Raw genomic sequence first — 18,455 nt, forward strand, 5'->3', positions numbered from 1 at the left:
CAGTATATTAGTCAGATAAGCAGAATATACGAAACCTCCGACCTTTAGAGTGCTTTTCAGTCACTGTAAGGTCGGAGGTTGATTGTTTTTTATCAGTTGGAGAGCGAGTCTCTATACTGCTGTTTAATCTTTTCTTCGAGCTCCTCTAACGTTTGTTTGCTATTGAATAAACTCTTGATAAGGCGATAGCCTAACCATATCAAGATCATTCCTACAAGTGCAAGGAGATATTGAAGTACGATACTGTTTACGATAGTCTTTGTGTAGTTCTCGCAGATAACAAAGCCTGCAATGAAGATGACATAGTCTATCCAGCCTGAACCTTTATAGCTCTGAGCAATGTGTTGATACTCTTCGTTGTTGGCAAGAACCTCTTTGCGGTGTTCTGCCCAGTTCTTTTCAAATTCTTCGTTGGTCATGGGTTGGGTGTTGGGTTATGGGTGTTGAATGTTGGGTGATGATGAATAGTGATGTGAAAGGGTGGGGTGTTGGGTGTTGGGTGATGGGTGTTGAATGTTAGGTGATGATGAATAGTGATGTGAAAGGGTTGGGTGTTGGGTGTTGGGTGATGATGAATAGTGATATAATACTTATACTTTCATTAAATCGCTCATTATGGAGTCGCTGACATAGATGCCGTTGCGGGTGAGGTGGAGATGGCCGTTATCTTCCTTCAATAGGCCTTGCTGTAGTAAAGGAGTTGCAAGACGCATGAGGTAGGTGCGGTATTCTGCAGAGAGCGACGATAGGTTTATTCCTTCACAAGTGCGTAGAGCTGTCATTATCATATCGTTATAATGGGTGTCTGCATCAATCTCTTCTTCCTCACAAGGGCGTCTGTTTTCTTGTAGAGCAGCGATATATGCCTTGGTGTCTGCTATGTTCCAACTTCTTTTACCATTGCTGTATGAGTGGGCAGCAGCACCGATACCTATGTAAGGAACGTTGTGCCAGTAAGAACTATTGTGTTGGGAACGATAAGGACTATGCACTTTATGTATCGAATGATGGGTGTTGAGCTTAGCAAAGTTACTAATCTCGTATTGCTCATAACCGGCTTCGGATAACCGATCGATGAGTCTATCGTACATCTGACGATAAAGTTCATCGTCCATGTCCTTTACCTTTCCCGCTTGAAGGAGGCGGTAGAGGGGAGTTCCTTCCTCATACATAAGACTGTACGCAGAGATATGCTCGACATCTAAAGCAAGTAGTCGCTCTATATCTTCCTCCCATTCTTCAAGCGTCTCATTGGGGAACCCAAACATAAGGTCGACTGATATGTTCTTGATGTTGACGTCTCGTAGACGCTTGACAGCTGTCTCCACCTCGTCAGCTGTATGTCTACGGCGTAGGAAACGTAGGCGTTCATCGGAGAAGGTCTGTGCTCCCATTGAGATACGATTGATAGGTAGTGAACGCAAGCTCAGCGCAAATTCTTTCGTTACATCATCTGGGTTGCACTCCATAGTGACCTCAATAGGCGTGGTAGTAATACACCTGTTGCTCTCTGTATCCCATTCTAAACCAATGTGATATACCTTATCTATTGTTTGGAATATCTTCTGTAGGCTCTTAAAAGAGAGCTGTGAAGGAGTACCACCACCTAAGTAGATACTTGTCAAAGCTGTCGTTATCCCACCAGACATTGCATCGTCTTTCTCCGCACGCAGCTCCATCTCATGGCAGATAGCGTCCACATACTGTTCTTCAACAGAACGTCTTTCATCCTTCTTCTTTGCTGGTACGGTGGAATAGAACCCACAGTAAATGCAGCGACTGGCACAGAAAGGTATGTGAATGTATAATCCTAACATGATAGAGCGTGTATGTGTATATATTAATGTATGCCTTACAAGAAACAATGCAAATGTACTAATAAGTTTTAAAAGAACTTGTTTTTTTCGTAAGAAACTTTGGTGCTTTCATTGAAAATGCCTAACTTAGACCGCTGAATGGATGAGTTAAGACTTATCCCCTATAATCGAATAAATTATTACTAACAGCTTAAATCTATCAGATATGAGAGTATATCAGACAAACGAGATTAAGAACATTGCCTTAGTTGGTAGTGCGGGTAGCGGCAAGACAACCCTTGCCGAAAGTATGTTGTTCGAAGCTGGTGTCATTAAACGCCGTGGTTCAGTTGAAGCTAAGAATACAGTTAGCGATTACTTCCCTGTCGAACAGGAGTATGGATATTCTGTATTTCCAACGGTGTTCCATGTTGAATGGAACAATAAGAAGCTTAACATCATTGATTGTCCGGGTAGTGATGACTTCGTTGGAGGCGCTATTACTGCGCTTAACGTTACTGATGAGGCTGTTATCCTTATTAATGGCCAGTATGGACCAGAGGTTGGAACGCAGAACATCTTCCGCTATACTGAGAAGCTGAAGAAGCCTGTTATCTTCCTTATTAATCAGTTGGATTCTGACAAGTGCGACTTTGATAACCTCATCTCAAGCATGCGAGAGATTTATGGTTCTAAGTGTGTTCCAGTGCAGTATCCTATCGAGACGGGTCCAGGCTTTAATAGTTTGATAGACGTTCTACTGATGAAGAAGTACAGTTGGAAGCCTGAAGGAGGCGAGCCGATTGTTGAAGACATCCCTGCCGACCAGTTACCAAAGGCAATGGAACTACATAAAGCGCTCGTTGAAGCTGCTGCAGAGAATGACGAAGGATTGATGGAGAAGTTCTTTGAAGAGGAGACTCTGACAGAAGATGAGTTGCGTACTGGTATCCGTAAGGGCCTCGTAACGCGTTCTATCTTCCCTGTTTTCTGTGTTTGTGCAGGTAAGAGTATGGGTGTTCGCCGTCTGATGGAGTTCTTAGGAAATGTCGTTCCTTTCGTTGATGAGATGCCTAAGATTCATAATACACGTGGTGAGGAAGTAACGCCAGACAGCAATGGTCCGGAGTCACTCTACTTCTTTAAGACGGGTATGGAACCGCATATTGGTGAGGTAAGTTACTTTAAGGTGATGAGTGGTTGTGTAAAGTCTGGTGACGACCTGACCAACTCTGACCGTGGTTCTAAGGAACGTATGGGACAGCTTTACGCTTGTGCTGGTGCTAACCGTATTGCTGTCGACCAGCTTAATGCGGGTGATTTAGGTTGTACGGTTAAGTTGAAAGACGTGAAGACTGGTAACACCTTGAATGGTAAGGGTACCGACCAACGTTTCGATTTCATCAAATACCCTAACTCTAAGTACTCTCGTGCCGTTGAGGCTAAGAGCTCACAGGAGACTGAGAAGCTCATGGCGGCTTTATTAAAGATGCGTCAAGAAGACCCGACATGGGTTGTCGAGCAGAGCAAGGAGTTGAAGCAGACGATTGTTCATGGGCAGGGTGAGTTCCATCTCCGTACGCTTAAGTGGCGTTTAGAGAATAATGAGAAGCTACAAGTAGTGTTCAAAGAACCAAAGATACCATATCGTGAAACGATCACTAAGCAGGCTAAGGCTGAGTATCGCCACAAGAAACAGAGTGGTGGAGCAGGTCAGTTTGGTGAGGTGCACTTGATTGTTGAGCCATACGCAGAGGGTATGCCTGACCCAACAACTTATAAGTTTAATGGGCAGGAGTTCAAGATGAATATCAAAGGACGTGAGGAACGCGACCTCCCATGGGGCGGTAAACTTGTGTTCATCAACTCTGTTGTCGGTGGAGCTATTGATGGTCGTTTCATGCCAGCAATCCTGAAAGGAGTGATGGACTGCATGGAGCGTGGTCCTCTTACGGGTAGTTACGCACGTGATGTACGTGTGATTGTCTACGATGGTAAGATGCACCCAGTTGACTCTAACGAACTTTCATTCACCTTGGCAGCTCGTCATGCTTTCTCAGATGCCTTTAAGGCGGCTGGTCCAAAGATACTTGAACCTATCTATGACTTAGAGGTCTTTGTGCCAGGTGACTATATGGGCGATGTGATGAGTGACTTACAGGGACGCCGTGCGATGATTATGGGTATGGATTCTGAGGCTGGTTACCAGAAGCTACAGGCTAAGATTCCTTTGAAGGAACTTGCTAACTATAGTATTTCACTGAGTTCTCTCACTGGTGGTCGTGCAAGTTTCACAACCAAGTTCGCAAGCTATGAGCTTGTTCCTAACGACATTCAGCAGAAGTTGATAGCTGAACATGAAGCTGAAGTGAAGGAAGAAGAGGAATAAACATACCATTTTTTAGATTAATATAAGTGAAGAGGTTGATTCGATGGCTACGTGATGTGGTATCGAATTCAACCTCTTTTCTTTTTGTTTTTACGTAGTTGTTTCTTTAAGATTTCTCTGAATAACCACGTGAAAAAGGCCACTAAAAATAATGGAAATAATACAGCTTATTACAAGAAAAGTTTTATTTTAGTTTGCTGTCATATTTAACATTTGCCGTAACCGTACTGTGGACTAATGAGTTAGGCGGTCGGATTGCGTGACAGGAATGACAGGAAAATTATTTTCTCATAAATCCTCTCGCTTTTACTTAACCATAAATTGTATGGTTCAACCGATTTTATTATGATAGTTTCAGTCGTTTTTTATTGTCTTCAAAAGTGTTTCCAAACGCATGAATAGTTAGCCTCTCCTCCTTCTTCTCCCTCGTAGGGAGGAGAAAGGGGAAGGACTAACTGTATATGTGGGCCCAATCTATATTCAAAAATTTGTGCTTCTCCGTGAGAGAATGTGTTGTCCTCTCTATAAGAGAAAAAGTTTATCTCAGCTTTTCACTATTTTCCATGTGAGCTTTCAGCCATAATACCGCGCTCTGAAGGTATTAGTTGTATTGTGAAAAAGATTTTACATGCTATCGTACTAAACCTCCTCAAAAGAAGGGTGTAGCGTCTTCTAAAACTTGGTTTATAACCTACAAGAAATCAGAGCGTTACAGACTGAATAGAAGAAGACGCCCTTCTTGCGTCAAGAAGGGCGTCTTCTGCCAGTAAGAAGGGCATGTTCTCGAACGTAGAAGGGCCTCTTCTTGTCTCATCCTCGGCCTCTCTACAAACAGAGAGGGGAGTGATTACCGAAAAATCCGTACAATTTCTGTCTACAAGTTTAGCGTCCCGTCTTCTTTTGTCCACTGCCTCCTAAGGGTAGCCTCATCTTCTTCTCTCCTCTCTAAACGGTAAGGGGATAGGGGTGAGGCTACCTTCGTAAGGTGCAGAAAGTTCAGCTAATAAACTTTATCGACCAGTAAAATCGACTGTCTTCAGCTGTTTACTTATTAGGAACAGCAAACTTATCACCAGTCTGTTTAACCAGTTCACGCTTAAAGTAGTCGCTGTAACCTGGACGTTTTACGTGTTCGCCAAGTCCTGTAGAGGTACGGAGGAACTTACCATCCTTCTCTGGCTTGACTGCCATATCATTGAACTTCACAATCAGATGGATAGCTAATTGACGCCAACGTGCAATCATCTCGTTGCTCTTCTGAATAGAATAGTCATTGAGATACTTCACAGCAGCAGCCTTGTCGGTAGCATAGAGTGATTCAGCCTTAGCCTCTACGCCTTTTTGAGCAGCAAGGAAAGCATTGTCAAGTGAGTCGCGCACCTCCTTCAAAGCAGGGAAGAGCTGAGAGTAACGAGGGTAAACCATGTTGCTGACCCAGTTGCACACCCAGAAAGCATTCTTATCAGAGAATGTTACAGCGTCTGCTCCAGGGGTGTTAAAACACTCTGCACGCTCAGTGTTACTACAATAGATAGGTACGTAAGCAACCATGTTACCATCATCATTACCGAACCATAAGATACCACCAATCTCACGTGGCAGCCATGAGCGGAGCTGTGCGATGTAAGAGAAACCAGTCTGCTGGGTTGAGATAGGACGTTCGTTGAAGTATTGCTTGTCATCAACTACGTATTTCAATGGAGTAGGACGGTAAGGAGACTCCCAAATGCCCTGTGCTATATCATTATCAAGTGACAATGGAGTACCCTCATAATGGTCGCGCATACAAGCCTCCATCTTAGGTAAGTCTACCTTTTTATCAGGTGCAATCCAAAGTGGCATGTCCTCTGCGTTAGGGTCTTTACCCAAGGCCCAAGGCAACCAATGAGACATATCCTTAAAGTGATTGAAATAGCTCCAAACACGTGCATCACACCAGCGACGGCCTCCGAAGTCTGGTGCTGCATAGGTCATTTTCCAGTTGAAGTCCTTGTCTTTACCTTTGAACCAGCCCTTAGAACGAGCGAAGCTGATACAGTTCTTAGACTTGATAACCTCTGTGTTGTAAGTAGAGAACTGTCCGATGCGGCTTTGATTAGCATGAGCAGAAATCATACCGTCAGGGATGCGAACAGCAACCCATACCACCCGTTGTTCCTTTTCACCTCCACAACCCTGCATCTCAAGGAGCCATACCTCGTTAGGGTCGGCTATGGTAAAGGTCTCACCACCAGAGTTATAACCGTAAGTCTCTGCGAGTGATGTCATCACCTTAATAGCTTCTCGAGCAGTCTTACTACGTTGTAAGCCAAGATACATCAATGATCCATAATCGATAATACCATCCTTATCGACCATCTCTTCGCGTCCGCCGTAGGTTGTCTCGCCAATGCTTACTTGGTATTCATTGATGTTACCAATCACATTGTAGGTCACTGGCGCCTCTGGAATAGACCCGTGACGCTCATGTGTGTCGTAGTCAATAATCTCGCGACGGTCTCCCTTGGCATGAGTGCCAGCAGGATAATGACAAAGGTTAGTAAACATGCCGTAATCATCAGCGGTGTAAGTGACAAAGACAGAGCCATCTGTCGTTGCTCCCTTAGTAGCAATGAGGTTTGTACAGGCGTTAGCATACGTAATCATTGTAAGGAAGAATAGTGTTGCAAATGATTTCTTCATACTCTACAATTTAATTGTTAATACTTTATTTTAGTCAGATATTCGTTCTTATTGTTACGGTTGTCTGTTGCAATAAGGCGCAATGTGCGTTCTTTCCCAGTAGGACGTACAGGGGTGTCAGCGAGATCACAGAAGAGTATCTCTTTGTTCTTTCCAAACTGGAGTAGGATGAACTGTCCATCGAGATAAGCCTTATAACCCTGTAGACCGCTGCCCGTGTCGGTCACCTTAAAGGATAGATGGCGTGGGTTCAGACTCTGTTGTGTAATCGTTGGTGGCGTATCGTCGTAGGCAAGGAAGTAGGCACATCCTAACTCACGCATCCGTCCTGTAACCCAGCCCTTTGCGTATTTCCCACCGCAGAAGGATGCTGGTGCATCAGCGTTCAAGCTGTTACGCATCGCAACATAGAGTTTCTCCGGATTATGTACCGCACCGCTTGGTTTCAAACTTATCTGTGCATAGTTGAAAAGAGGATATGCCGCTTTAGCGAAACTATAAGCCTCGGAATGTGCATTGTATGTTCGCCCATGCAGTAGTTGTAGCCATCCATTCTTTGCAAGAAGGCCTTTCTTTATATTCAGTCGTACTCCGTCTGCGTTGAAGTGATTGTCTTTATCATAATAGAGTGGAGTTGCACCCTCTGGATGATAGGCTATTGGGATAGCTTCAGGTTCACCCCTTACAGTGAACTCCTTGACGGTTTGGTTGCCAAAGACATCCTTTAAGACGTAACGAAGGTGGTAGTCGCGTTGCTGATTGAAGTTGATAATACCCTTGTTAGCGTCAGCTCGTAGGATAGGGAGCGTATTACCAGGTTCGATATAAGATTTCATAAACCAAATCTTCGTCGACAGGAAATGGTCGTAATCACCCCATGAATTAACCATCCTGTGGCAGCTTGTAGGGATGTTGTTCACATCTGAAGAGAAAACCAGTCTACCATCACAATACAGCTGAGTGTATCTAATGCCATAGTTGTTATATACCGAATCCATGTGATCACTTGCTCTTACACCAAAGCCCACCTTTCCCCATGCTTGGAAATGTCCTTTGTCAAAGGTGAAGATACGTGAGTCTGGTGAGTGTTGGAAGACACCTTGTCCTGGTTGAGGATAGGTTTTGAATGAATAAACGGCTGGGGCTGTCTTGTCTTTAACGATGCCCTTTAAGAAAGTGAGTGGGTCGTAAAGGTTGCCATTGGCGGTCTTGTGCATCTCTAAATGGATGTGTGGACCTTGTGAAGAGCCTGTATTACCGCTAAGAGCAATGAACTGTCCCTTCTTGACAGGGAACTCTCCCGGTCGAAACTTCACATCGCAAGCAAATTGCTGGTGCTGGTATTGCCATTTGCGCACGGCCGCTTCAATTTGTGGGGCAAAGCGGTTGAGATGGACATAACAACTGGTATATCCATTAGGGTGGGTGACTAAGATCGCTCGCCCATATCCGTGTTTCTCGACAACAGCACCAGAGATATAGCCATCGGCAATGGCATAGACGCCAAGATTTACTTCTCTCTCGGTCTTAATATCAATTCCTCCGTGGAAATGATTGGGTCGTGGCTCCCCAAAGTTGCCCGCCAGTTGCACTGGGACATGCACTGGTGAACCGAAGGGGAGTATGGATAATAAAATATTCAATAACAGATTCATAGGCTATCAGATCCTTTCTTTTTATGTATGTATCTGTTGTTTGCTTCGAAACAACGGATAGAATCATTTCAGTAATTGGTCACCTTTGTAGGCCCTGTACTTTCCTTCATTATCAAGGCGTAGGATTATCGTCCCAGTTATCCATTCTGTCATAGCTTCTTCCTCGGAGAAAGGATAGGTCTGGACGACTATTCCGTCTTCAATAACCACTATTCCTTGTTCGATAGTACCTGTGGTTGTCTGAATGACGTTAGCTGCGATACGTCTTAAGGACTTTGGAGAGTCTGTCATAACTTGTCTGGCCTGTCCGGTATCCCTCGTTCTCTCCTTGCGTCTTCAGGTGTCCTCGTTGGTGGAGCAGGGGGATTGCTGGAGGCTGCCTCAGGGCTGACAGGTTCGCCACCGATGGTTCTGATAGGGTCAGACTGTTGTAGAGAATCCTTTGGCAGAGCCGACTCTTGCTGTTGAAGATGCATACGAACGAGTTGGATGTTATTGATTATAAGCATCTTGAACGTACTTGACGGCTGTTGTCCCTTTAGCATTAGGAAATAGCCACGTATGTTCTTTATCCGTAAAGAGTCGCTTGTGTCGATTGTCAGAGTGTTGCGAGAATCAGAAGTGATGTGTTGGTATTGTGTGATGATACTGTCATTTGTGTAAGTAACTACCATCATGATGATTGCATCACGCATCCCGTCTTGTATAATAAACTGTGAGTCGAAACTCATGAGTAGTCGATCGCCCTTATGAAAGGCTGTGTCTGCCTTGATTTCAAAGGTCTCACGGTCGACAGGAGCGTACGGAGAAAGTATCAACGAGCGTTTTCCACGCCAGATGTCAGTGGTGTCTCCCTTAGAAGTAATATTGCCGTATTGAGCCAACTCGCTCTCTGAAGCACCTTGGCTACGTGCTTCATTCTCCAATCGCTTTGTTAGGTCGACATAGATATCGTGTAGTTTCTCTGTATGTCGCATATAGTATTGAAGTGACCTATCGAACTTCTCTTCCGATACACCATATTTCTTCATTACTGCTAACTTATATGCTTTCTGCTTGACATCCGTATAACCTTCACGATTAACCATTGCCATGGATATATGATAATCGTAAAGCATATCCTCCATCTCCGATGGTTGGATATACTCTGAAGGGATAGTTGGCTTACAACTTACGACGAGGAGTGCAAGTAAAACTACACAGAGCGTGACGAAAGGACGGACCAAATATTTACTTCTCATTGTCTTTCTACTGATTATCAGCAATGTTTTCTTTGTCAGTAACCTTCTTCTCTGTTGCTGGCACCCATCCGTTGAAATCCTTTCGGAATGCAAGAATGATGATGAAGACGCCTACTGAGATGCAAGAGTCTGCAAAGTTGAATATAGGAGAGAAGAAGGTGAATGACTCTCCACCCCAAACTGGGAACCAATCTGGGAATGTTCCGTGGAAAAGAGGGAAATAGAACATATCAACTACCTTGCCCATTAATACCGGAGCATAGCCTTGTCCCCATGAGACAAGTGTGGCTGGTGTAGCCCCTTCTACGTAGTATGGGGTAGAAGCGGTGAATATCTGTCCATAGAAAAGAGAGTCAAAGATATTGCCTGCAGCACCTGCTGTAATCATTGATAACACAATGATATAGCCCATTCTTGCCCCTCGTTTGATACGATTCGATATATACCAGATAAGAAAACCTATCGCTACAATACGGAAGACACTTAGGAAGAGCTTGCTTCCTAACTCCATTCCCCATGCCATACCATTATTTTCGATGAATTGTATCTGAAACCAATCGAAGATATGGATAGAGTCACCTAAATTCATATTAAGCTTGACAACGACCTTAATAATCTGGTCTATTAATATTAATAGAATTATCAGTAAGGTCGCTATCAAGCTTTGTTTTTTCTGTTTACTACTCATTAGTGATTTTTATTTGCCATCTTAGAAGCTACGCTTAGTGTCGCATGTGGCACGATACGTAAGCGTTCTTTAGGGATAAGCTCTCCTGTGATACGGTCGATGCCGTACGTCTTATTGTTGATTCTTACAAGTGCTGCTTGGAGCGCTTGGATAAACTTTTGCTGACGTTGCGCCATCTGAACCAACTCTTCTTTGGTCTGATTAGAACTACCTTCCTCCAATGCCTTGTACGTAGGTGACGTATCATTAACATCGTTAGTATTCTTATTCATCAGAATCTTCATCGTCTCGTCGTAGTCAGACTTTGCAATCGCTAACTTGTCATTTACTATCGTTCGGAACTCCTCGAGTTCCTCATCGGAATAACGCTTCTTGGTTTCCATAAGGTAAAATTGAATTAGGTTATGAAAGTAATTATGATATATAGGAACTGTTGAAAGCCTGATAATAGGGACGTGCACATGACACGTCCGCTATTGTCTTGGGCTTATAGGTGAGTGGCTTACACACCCCAGTATTCTTATTAGTCTTTTCTTATTTCTATATGGAGGCTGAATTCGTCAAATTCAACATCTGTTCCATTGTTCTCTGCGAGTGTGATATCGTTGGCAAGAACCTGTGTCTTAATCAGTTCACCGAATGATGATACTGCTGCCTCAGCCTCTTTATTTGGCTCGATAACAACAGAGATGCGGTCAGTAATCTCAAGACCAGTCTCCTTACGGAGGTTCTGTATACGATTGATTAGCTCACGTGCCATTCCTTCACGACGTAGGTCTTCTGTCAGTTCAACCTCCAGCGCAACAGTCAAGTTACCCTCGTTACTTACCAGCCAGCCTGGGATATCCTCTGAGATGATTTCTACATCTGCAGCCTCAACCTTGATTGGCTGTCCTTCTAAGTCGAAATTGAACTCGCCAGTAGCCTCCAAAGCAGCAATCTCATCCTGTGAGAGCGCATCCATGCGAGCTGCTACTTGCTTCATCAACTTGCCGAACTTCTTACCCATAACACGGAAGTTGCACTTAACCTTTTTGACAAGGATGCCCTGACCCTCAACGAATGTGAGGTCTTTAACGTTCACCTCGTGCTTAATAAGGTCTGCTACAGCCTCGATGTGCTTCTTCTGTGTTGCATCGATAGCAGGGACCATAATCTGTGCCAACGGCTGACGTACCTTGATGTTGACCTTACGACGCAGCGCGAGAACCATTGATGTAATGCGTTGTGCCATGTCCATACGTGCTTCAAGGTCAGCATCAATAACAGACTCGTTGGCTACTGGCCAGCGATCCAGGTGTATGCTCTCCAATTTACCACCCAAGTCAGAGTAGAGCTGGTCGGCATAGAATGGAGCGAAAGGCGCCAACAGACGTGCAACAGTCATCAGACAAGTGTATAATGTGTCGTAAGCACTCTTCTTGTCAGCACTCATCTCCTTGCCCCAGAAGCGTTTACGGTTCAGGCGAACATACCAGTTACTGAGGTCGTTGTTTACGAATGAGTCGATAAGACGACCTGCACGTGTTGGGTCAAAGTTCTCTAACTCTGTTGTAACACCCTTTATGAGGGAGTTAAGCTTAGAGATAATCCAACGGTCAATCTCGGGTGCCTCGGCCTTTACAGACTCGCATGTTGTAGCATCATAGCCGTCAACATTTGCATAGAGAGCAAAGAAGCTATACGTATTATATAAGGTACCGAAGAACTTACGACGACACTCATCAACACCTTCTGGGTCGAACTTCAAGTTATCCCATGGTTCGCTGTTGGTCATCATATAGAAGCGTACAGGGTCGGCACCGTACTTGTCCATCATTTCGAATGGGTTTGTCACATTTCCCACATGCTTACTCATCTTGTTGCCCTTGGCATCAAGCACAAGACCCGTTGATATAACGTTCTTGAAAGCAACTGAGTCAAACACCATAGTAGCAATCGCATGGAGTGTGAAGAACCAACCACGAGTTTGGTCAACACCCTCATTAATGAAGTCTGCAGGGAAGAATGCTGGTGGAACAGCCACGCCCTCATAGCATGAGTGTACTAATTGGTCGCGATATTCAGCCTCAGTTTTACCCGTAGCCTTCAATCCTTCAGCATTAATCTCACCCTCAAATGGATAGTGAAGTTGAGCGTAAGGCATAGAGCCACTATCGAACCAAACATCAATAAGGTCTGATTCACGGTGCATTGGTTTACCTTCATCATTTACGAGGACAATGTCGTCAACGTAAGGACGGTGGAGGTCAATCTTATCATAGTTCTCTTGACTGAAGTCACCTACCACGAAGCCAGCCTCTTTCAATGGGTTTTTCGCCATGATACCAGCTGCAACAGATTTCTCAATCTCGTTGTATAATTCCTCAACAGAGCCTATACACTTCTCGCCACGGTTCTCATCACGCCATATAGGCAGTGGTGTTCCCCAGAAGCGTGAACGGCTGAGGTTCCAGTCATTCAGGTTCTCGAGCCAGTTTCCGAAGCGACCCGTACCAGTTGATTCAGGCTGCCAATGGATCGTCTTGTTCAACTCTACCATGCGTTCCTTCCTTGCTGTGTCCTTGATAAACCAGCTGTCAAGAGGGTAGTAGAGGATTGGCTTATCCGTACGCCAGCAATGAGGATAGTTGTGTACATGCTTTTGGATATTGAAGGCAGTACCATCCTGCTTCATCTCCATACAAAGGACAATGTTCAAGTCCTCGGCTTTCTCTGAAGCTTTCTTGTCCCATACACCATCAGGATTGAAGCGTGGATCGTATGAGTTCTTCACATAGTCGCCTGCATGATGACCGTATGCTTCAACGTTGACACAGGCTTTTACGAAGTTCTGGTCTAACTCGTCAATAGTATAGTACTTACCTTGGAGGTCGACCATTGGGCGTGTCTGGCCCTTCTTAGAAATCAAGTAGAGGGCAGGGATGTTCGCATCCTTTGCCACCTTAGCATCGTCAGCACCGAAGGTAGGAGCAATGTGTACGATACCAGTACCATCTTCTGTTGTGACGTAATCGCCAAGGATGATACGGAAAGCCTCGCTCTCCATCTCCACAAACTTGTCACGACCATCTTCACTGGCAAACACCTTCTCTGGGTGAGCAGCTGCGTAATCGTTCACAAACTTAGGCGCATAATCGCCCGTCTGTTCAACTGGCTTTACCCATGGCATGAGCTGTTGATAGTGCAGACCCTCAAGTTCTGTACCCATCAGACGGCCTACGATACGATAAGGAACGTACTTGTCGCCACGCTCGTAGGCTGGTAGTTCGCCACCATCAGTTATCTCTCCTTCTGATTTCAGATACGCTGCTACACGACTGGCAGCCATGATGAGCGTCAGTTTCTCTGCGTCGTATGGGTTATAAGTCTCGACAATGACGTATTCAATCTTTGGACCAACACAGAGCGCAACGTTTGATGGCAATGTCCATGGGGTGGTTGTCCATGCTACGAAGCATGGCTTGCCCCATGTCTCCTTTGGCAAGTTTGCCTTGTCAGCCAATGCCTTCCAATCCTCTGTAGGGATAGTAAACTGTGCCGTAACGGTAGTGTCCTTTACGTCACGATAGCAGCCAGGCTGATTTAGCTCATGGCTTGACAGACCAGTACCAGCACCCGGTGAGTAAGGTTGAATGGTATAACCCTTATATAATAACCCCTTGTTATAGAGTTGCTTAAGGAGCCACCATAGGGTCTCAATATACTTGTTGTCGTATGTAATATATGGGTGTTCCATATCAACGAAATAGCCCATCTGTTCCGTCAACTGCTGCCATTCAGCAGTGAACTTCATTACATTCTCACGACACTTATGATTATATTCCTCTGTTGAAATATACTTGTCAGATGCATGGTTGTCGATATCTTTCTTTGTGATACCCAACTCTTTTTCTACACCCAACTCTACAGGCAATCCATGAGTATCCCAGCCCGCCTTGCGGTGTACTTGGAAACCCTGCATGGTCTTATAACGGTTGAAAGTATCCTTAATTGAGCGTGCCAACACGTGGTGAATACCGGGATGACCATTCGCAGATGGTGGTCCCTCAAAGAAGATGAACTGTGGTTCGCCCTCACGTTCATCAATACTCTTGTGGAAGATATCTTTCTTCTCCCACTCTTTCAATACTTCCTGATTTGTGCTAACAAGGTCAAGTCCCTTGTGCTCGGCGAATTTCTTTGCCATACTATATAATTGTTTTGCTTATTTTCTAAATACATGCAAAGATACAAATAACAACTGAAACTACCAAACTTTTTATTATATGAAAGACTATCCATCCTCTTTCATGCAAAGTATTAGCTTGAATTACATTTCTTGTGTCCTAATGTGTCTATTGCTATACAAGGTGTGTTTTGTCGTTTTGGGGCGTATTATGTAATGATACTAATAATAGGTATGGCTCGCCATCTTTACCGTTTATATGTTTGCTAAGTCCTCACTGCGACCATGTTAGCCCTCTTTGAAATAATAGATTAATTCGATTAGGCGTAAGATAATATATTTTCTCTATTGCACTTCCTCGGGCGAGAACTTTATTGTTGGTCCTTAGCTAAGATACTGTTAACAAGGAGATAGACTCTGGTACCCACGGTCTGTGGCCATCTATCATCTGGTTTGATGTCCAGTTTGCTTGCTCTTGCGATTGCATTTTCAATATTGGGGAGTAGAGTTGCGGCCTCGTATTTCGATTCACGATAGCTTCCCATGAGCGAACGAAGTCTCTTCTTGGTCCAAGTGTCACCATTCCGGCTTGTCTTCTTGTTCTCTGACAGACCATTCCAGTCTTCTTCTGAATAGTGTTCCACATCCTCAAGGTGCAGAATTAGCCATAGTTCAAAACAAGGGTTACTGACACAGAAGTTAAAAAATCTGTTCTGAGAGCATTTCATAGCAACCTCAGATAGCATTTTCTCCGTCCACTTGTCTCTATCAACAACAGCCCATAACTGATCGTCTTCATCAATATCATATTCACTAACAAAGCCTTGTATCTGTCGATATACCTCTTCTGGACTGGATTCATTCGTACCTCTACGCAATACCTCTACATGTACACCAGAGGCATGCATAGAGGCTTTCATCTCTTCAAAGTAGATGTTTTCAGTATCTTTACCCTCTGCAGCAATGACTACCAGGCGGCCTGATTTGATACCTTCCTGACGCTCAAAACTCTTGCGTTTTCTCATTGTTTACCACTTTAGACTATTAATAGGTGCAAAGAAGGGGATAGCTCCATATCTACCTTGTAGGTATCCCTTACGAACATCCTCTCTTGGTTTATATTCTGCAAGGGAGGTGAAATGAGAGGCTCCAACAGCATCTTTCTCAACAAACCACACCTCGTCAGCACGAATCAAGTCTAAGTTTAGCAGGTTTGATTCGTGCGTAGAGAAGATGAGTTGGGTGTCTTTGTCAGCTGTGAGATGGCCGAAGTAATATTCAAGAATCTTCTGTGAAAGCATGGGGTGCATGCTTCTGTCAATCTCATCAATCAGATAGACTGTCTCATTCAGACGCAGGTCAATGAGCATAGGGATGAAGTCCATGATTCTTATAGACCCATCAGACTCCTCATTCATCTCAAATGCTATCTCTCTATTATCTTCACCTTTATGGATGGTATTCTGCTTATAGATAGACATAGTTCCGTCTTTTTCTGACTCAAAGAAATAGAAGGCTGAATTAGAGGGAGAGGCGACTACAATCCCTTTACCAGGTTCTGCTTCTGCAAGAATGTCTGTCACAAGTTCCTTGGGTAGCTCTAAGTTCTCCTTAGCCACCCTTACTCGTCGTATATCAACAATGCCTGTATTGAAATAGTCAAGGAGCGATTTTGTGGCAATAGCAAACTGTTTGTCTTTTTCCACACGGATAGACAGACCTTCAAACCTTGTCTTTGGGAAGATAATCTTTAGGTTTTCTTTCATCCAACGATAGGCCTCAGTGATGGCGTTAAGGCCTTTGCCATTTCGTTTGATATATTCTGAAAGAAAACTGTCATTCTTCGGAGTGCTCATGCTGATGAATTTCACAAGCTGTTTCTCTTCTTCACTCGCAGTGAAGGAACCAAAGGTAAACTCATTGCCATCAGCAGACACCTTACGTGTAAATACTTCCATGTCTGAACGACTGTTGGTTTCAAACAGCCACTCTTCGGCAATTCCCTTGACAGAGAACTCTACTCCGTAAGCATAATACTTCTTGCCAACCTTAAACTCCATCTCAACCTTTGAAGGTTTATTTCCCAATGTAGCAAGTTTGAAAGGTTCTATTTCATTCTTAGGGACGCCTTCCAGCGCAATCTTCTGTAGTATATCAACAGCCTTGATGATGTTACTCTTGCCCGAAGCGTTGGCCCCGTAGATGATACCCGCTTTGAGTACAGAGATGTCGTCACGCTTTTCTGCGCGGCAAACCTGTTCAGAGTGTTTATCACTTTTACCTGCAACGAAACTGATTTGAGTTTCTTCTTTGAATGAGAGTAGGTTCTCGACGGTTATTCTTAATATCATGTGATGACGTATTTGCACTTGTTTACGTTGCAAATATACGTAAAACACTTAACATATCCAAATATAATGTCGAATACTTACAATAATCTTGTAAATAACAGAGATTGTCTTCTTTGTGTAGTGTTACCGATTTTCTCTATCTTGTCGGATGCTTGTCTCGTTAGTTCGCAGTATTAGGATTTGTTTTCAAACGCTATGTACGAATGCTTTAAGGAGTAAGATGTAGGGTCCTTCCAATATATCGAATGATAAGGATATCCTACCATGCAATGCGATTACATATCTTATTATAAGTTGGGGTTTGAATTGTTTTGCTGTCATGTTCCGTGTCTTGTGTGACATAGCTGGTAGCTAATAAGTAAGGTGACTGTGCTCGATGGAGGTAATGAAAGGAAAGCTTGTTACTTGTGGCAGTCGTTGGGTTCTGTTCGTAGGATTGTCTTGTATGGGTAGGGATTATGGTCGTGTTTTGTAAAGAAAAATCATAGTTCCGTTTTTGAAGAGGCCTAATAAGGTTGTAGAAGATGCCTTTCTTGCATGGAGAAGACGCCCTTCTTGAGTGTAACTAAGGCCCTTCTTGAACCTTAATAGGCGTCTTCTTCGGTACAGTTTGTAATAGTTTGATTTCTTGATGGTTATGAGGATAGTTTGAGAGAGCCGTTTTGAGTTGGGAGGGATACGTGGGTGAGGTTTTTTGTAAGATAATTTCTAAATGGCTGATGTAGCTTGGTTTGAGAGTAAGAAACAAATAACGGACGCACTGATTGTGCGTCCGTAGGGGTTGACGGATGTGCCGACTGTGTCGGTCACGGTCGTAATTTCGTTAGTTGTATGCTTATTTTACTTGTGCGATAGTCCTATTGAAAGGCATCACACTATGGGCAATGTTCCTTTGAGAACATAGCAAAAAGCAGTGTTGAAAAAACTTTTGAGATGATGTCTCCTCGTCTGTTTTTGTATTATAAATAGGTGTGACGCTCTTCTCAGTACATTAGAGAGCTGTCGTCAGTCGCCTATTCTGGTTCTGTGCAGAGCGTTAGATAGGTGTATGTAACACATATCGAGGGAGCGACTTAGTTAAGTCCTTCCTCCTCGCTCATTGCTTTAAGGCAGTCAGGACAGATACCTTTATAATAAAGCTGTGTATCATCAATTCTGAATCCCTTGCCGATTTCGCCAGTATAACGTGGCATTTCCATTGCCTCAAAGTCGAATACTTTCTCGCAGTGTTTGCAGAAGAAGTGTGCATGTGGCTCTGTTACACCATCGTAGCAGACACGATGATCGTCAATAGTAATCATTGATGCCGCTCCATGTTCAGACAACATGCGTAGCGTATTATACACAGTTGTGCGACTAACAGTAGGGAGTTTCTTCTTTAAAGAAAGGACGCAGAGTCAACCAGCAAGTGCAAAATTACAAAACGTGTTTAAAGAACTCACACTTTGGAGTAGAAAAGTTTAATTTTTCTCTTGGTCTTTCGTT

Annotated in this window: 12 protein-coding genes and 1 pseudogene; 1 reads left to right on the forward strand and 12 read right to left on the reverse strand. The window is 43.9% G+C overall.

Translation table 11 applies throughout. The annotated features are described in order from the left end of the window. Window positions 1–92: 92 nt before the first annotated feature. Both CHB62_RS10385 and hemW read right to left on the reverse strand, forming a co-directional pair. A complete protein-coding gene (locus CHB62_RS10385; RefSeq protein ID WP_009013144.1) occupies window positions 93–419 on the reverse strand; it encodes a hypothetical protein in 327 nt (108 codons plus the stop codon). 171 nt (window positions 420–590) lie between these two features. Beyond that, entirely contained in the window at window positions 591–1,817 is a 1,227-nt protein-coding gene (hemW, locus tag CHB62_RS10390) for a radical SAM family heme chaperone HemW (protein ID WP_089366790.1), read from the reverse strand. 205 nt (window positions 1,818–2,022) lie between these two features. On the opposite strand from hemW, the gene fusA2 reads away from it, so the two are divergent. After that, entirely contained in the window at window positions 2,023–4,185 is a 2,163-nt protein-coding gene (fusA2, locus tag CHB62_RS10395) for an elongation factor G2 (RefSeq protein WP_089366791.1), read from the forward strand. Between the two features lie 1,044 nt (window positions 4,186–5,229). Here fusA2 and CHB62_RS10400 read toward each other — a convergent pair. The 10 genes and pseudogenes from CHB62_RS10400 to CHB62_RS10445 form a co-directional block, all read right to left on the reverse strand. Further along, window positions 5,230–6,867, reverse strand: a complete 1,638-nt coding sequence (locus tag CHB62_RS10400; RefSeq protein ID WP_089366792.1) for a dipeptidase — start codon at window positions 6,865–6,867, stop codon at window positions 5,230–5,232. Window positions 6,868–6,884: 17 nt separating this feature from the next. Then, entirely contained in the window at window positions 6,885–8,522 is a 1,638-nt protein-coding gene (locus CHB62_RS10405; protein WP_089366793.1) for a M23 family metallopeptidase, read from the reverse strand. A 63-nt stretch (window positions 8,523–8,585) separates the two neighbouring features. Then, window positions 8,586–8,813, reverse strand: coding sequence for a hypothetical protein (locus CHB62_RS10410; protein ID WP_009013139.1), 228 nt, complete (start codon window positions 8,811–8,813; stop codon window positions 8,586–8,588). Next, entirely contained in the window at window positions 8,810–9,763 is a 954-nt protein-coding gene (locus tag CHB62_RS10415) for a DUF4296 domain-containing protein (RefSeq protein ID WP_089366794.1), read from the reverse strand. Before CHB62_RS10415 ends, CHB62_RS10410 begins: the two co-directional genes overlap by 4 nt. A gap of 7 nt (window positions 9,764–9,770) precedes the next feature. Further along, window positions 9,771–10,451: a lipoprotein signal peptidase gene (locus tag CHB62_RS10420; protein WP_009013137.1), complete on the reverse strand. Its 681-nt coding sequence runs from the start codon at window positions 10,449–10,451 to the stop codon at window positions 9,771–9,773. Then, the gene (locus CHB62_RS10425; protein WP_009013136.1) at window positions 10,451–10,834 is read right to left on the reverse strand and encodes a TraR/DksA family transcriptional regulator; all 384 of its coding nucleotides are present in this window, start codon (window positions 10,832–10,834) and stop codon (window positions 10,451–10,453) included. Before CHB62_RS10425 ends, CHB62_RS10420 begins: the two co-directional genes overlap by 1 nt. 140 nt (window positions 10,835–10,974) lie before the next feature. Next, a complete protein-coding gene (ileS, locus tag CHB62_RS10430; RefSeq protein ID WP_089366795.1) occupies window positions 10,975–14,640 on the reverse strand; it encodes an isoleucine--tRNA ligase in 3,666 nt (1,221 codons plus the stop codon). 350 nt (window positions 14,641–14,990) lie between these two features. After that, entirely contained in the window at window positions 14,991–15,644 is a 654-nt protein-coding gene (locus tag CHB62_RS10435; RefSeq protein WP_089366796.1) for an RloB family protein, read from the reverse strand. Window positions 15,645–15,647: 3 nt separating this feature from the next. After that, window positions 15,648–16,970, reverse strand: coding sequence for an AAA family ATPase (locus CHB62_RS10440; RefSeq protein ID WP_089366797.1), 1,323 nt, complete (start codon window positions 16,968–16,970; stop codon window positions 15,648–15,650). Window positions 16,971–18,043: 1,073 nt separating this feature from the next. After that, a pseudogene (locus CHB62_RS10445) lies at window positions 18,044–18,358 on the reverse strand (Fur family transcriptional regulator); the annotation flags it as partial. Window positions 18,359–18,455 lie beyond the last annotated feature (97 nt).

It is taken from the genome of Prevotella jejuni, assembly GCF_900187995.1.
In the GTDB taxonomy this organism is placed as follows: Bacteria; Bacteroidota; Bacteroidia; order Bacteroidales; family Bacteroidaceae; genus Prevotella; species Prevotella jejuni.

Coding starts and splice junctions, on each gene's coding strand:
- fusA2 (WP_089366791.1), top strand. CDS start 2,023: ATGAGAGTATATCAGACAAACGAGATTAAGAACATTGCCTTAGTTGGT.
- hemW (WP_089366790.1), bottom strand. CDS start 1,817: ATGTTAGGATTATACATTCACATACCTTTCTGTGCCAGTCGCTGCATT.
- CHB62_RS10435 (WP_089366796.1), bottom strand. CDS start 15,644: ATGAGAAAACGCAAGAGTTTTGAGCGTCAGGAAGGTATCAAATCAGGC.
- CHB62_RS10420 (WP_009013137.1), bottom strand. CDS start 10,451: ATGAGTAGTAAACAGAAAAAACAAAGCTTGATAGCGACCTTACTGATA.
- CHB62_RS10425 (WP_009013136.1), bottom strand. CDS start 10,834: ATGGAAACCAAGAAGCGTTATTCCGATGAGGAACTCGAGGAGTTCCGA.
- CHB62_RS10385 (WP_009013144.1), bottom strand. CDS start 419: ATGACCAACGAAGAATTTGAAAAGAACTGGGCAGAACACCGCAAAGAG.
- CHB62_RS10405 (WP_089366793.1), bottom strand. CDS start 8,522: ATGAATCTGTTATTGAATATTTTATTATCCATACTCCCCTTCGGTTCA.
- CHB62_RS10440 (WP_089366797.1), bottom strand. CDS start 16,970: ATGATATTAAGAATAACCGTCGAGAACCTACTCTCATTCAAAGAAGAA.
- CHB62_RS10410 (WP_009013139.1), bottom strand. CDS start 8,813: ATGACAGACTCTCCAAAGTCCTTAAGACGTATCGCAGCTAACGTCATT.
- CHB62_RS10415 (WP_089366794.1), bottom strand. CDS start 9,763: ATGAGAAGTAAATATTTGGTCCGTCCTTTCGTCACGCTCTGTGTAGTT.
- CHB62_RS10400 (WP_089366792.1), bottom strand. CDS start 6,867: ATGAAGAAATCATTTGCAACACTATTCTTCCTTACAATGATTACGTAT.
- ileS (WP_089366795.1), bottom strand. CDS start 14,640: ATGGCAAAGAAATTCGCCGAGCACAAGGGACTTGACCTTGTTAGCACA.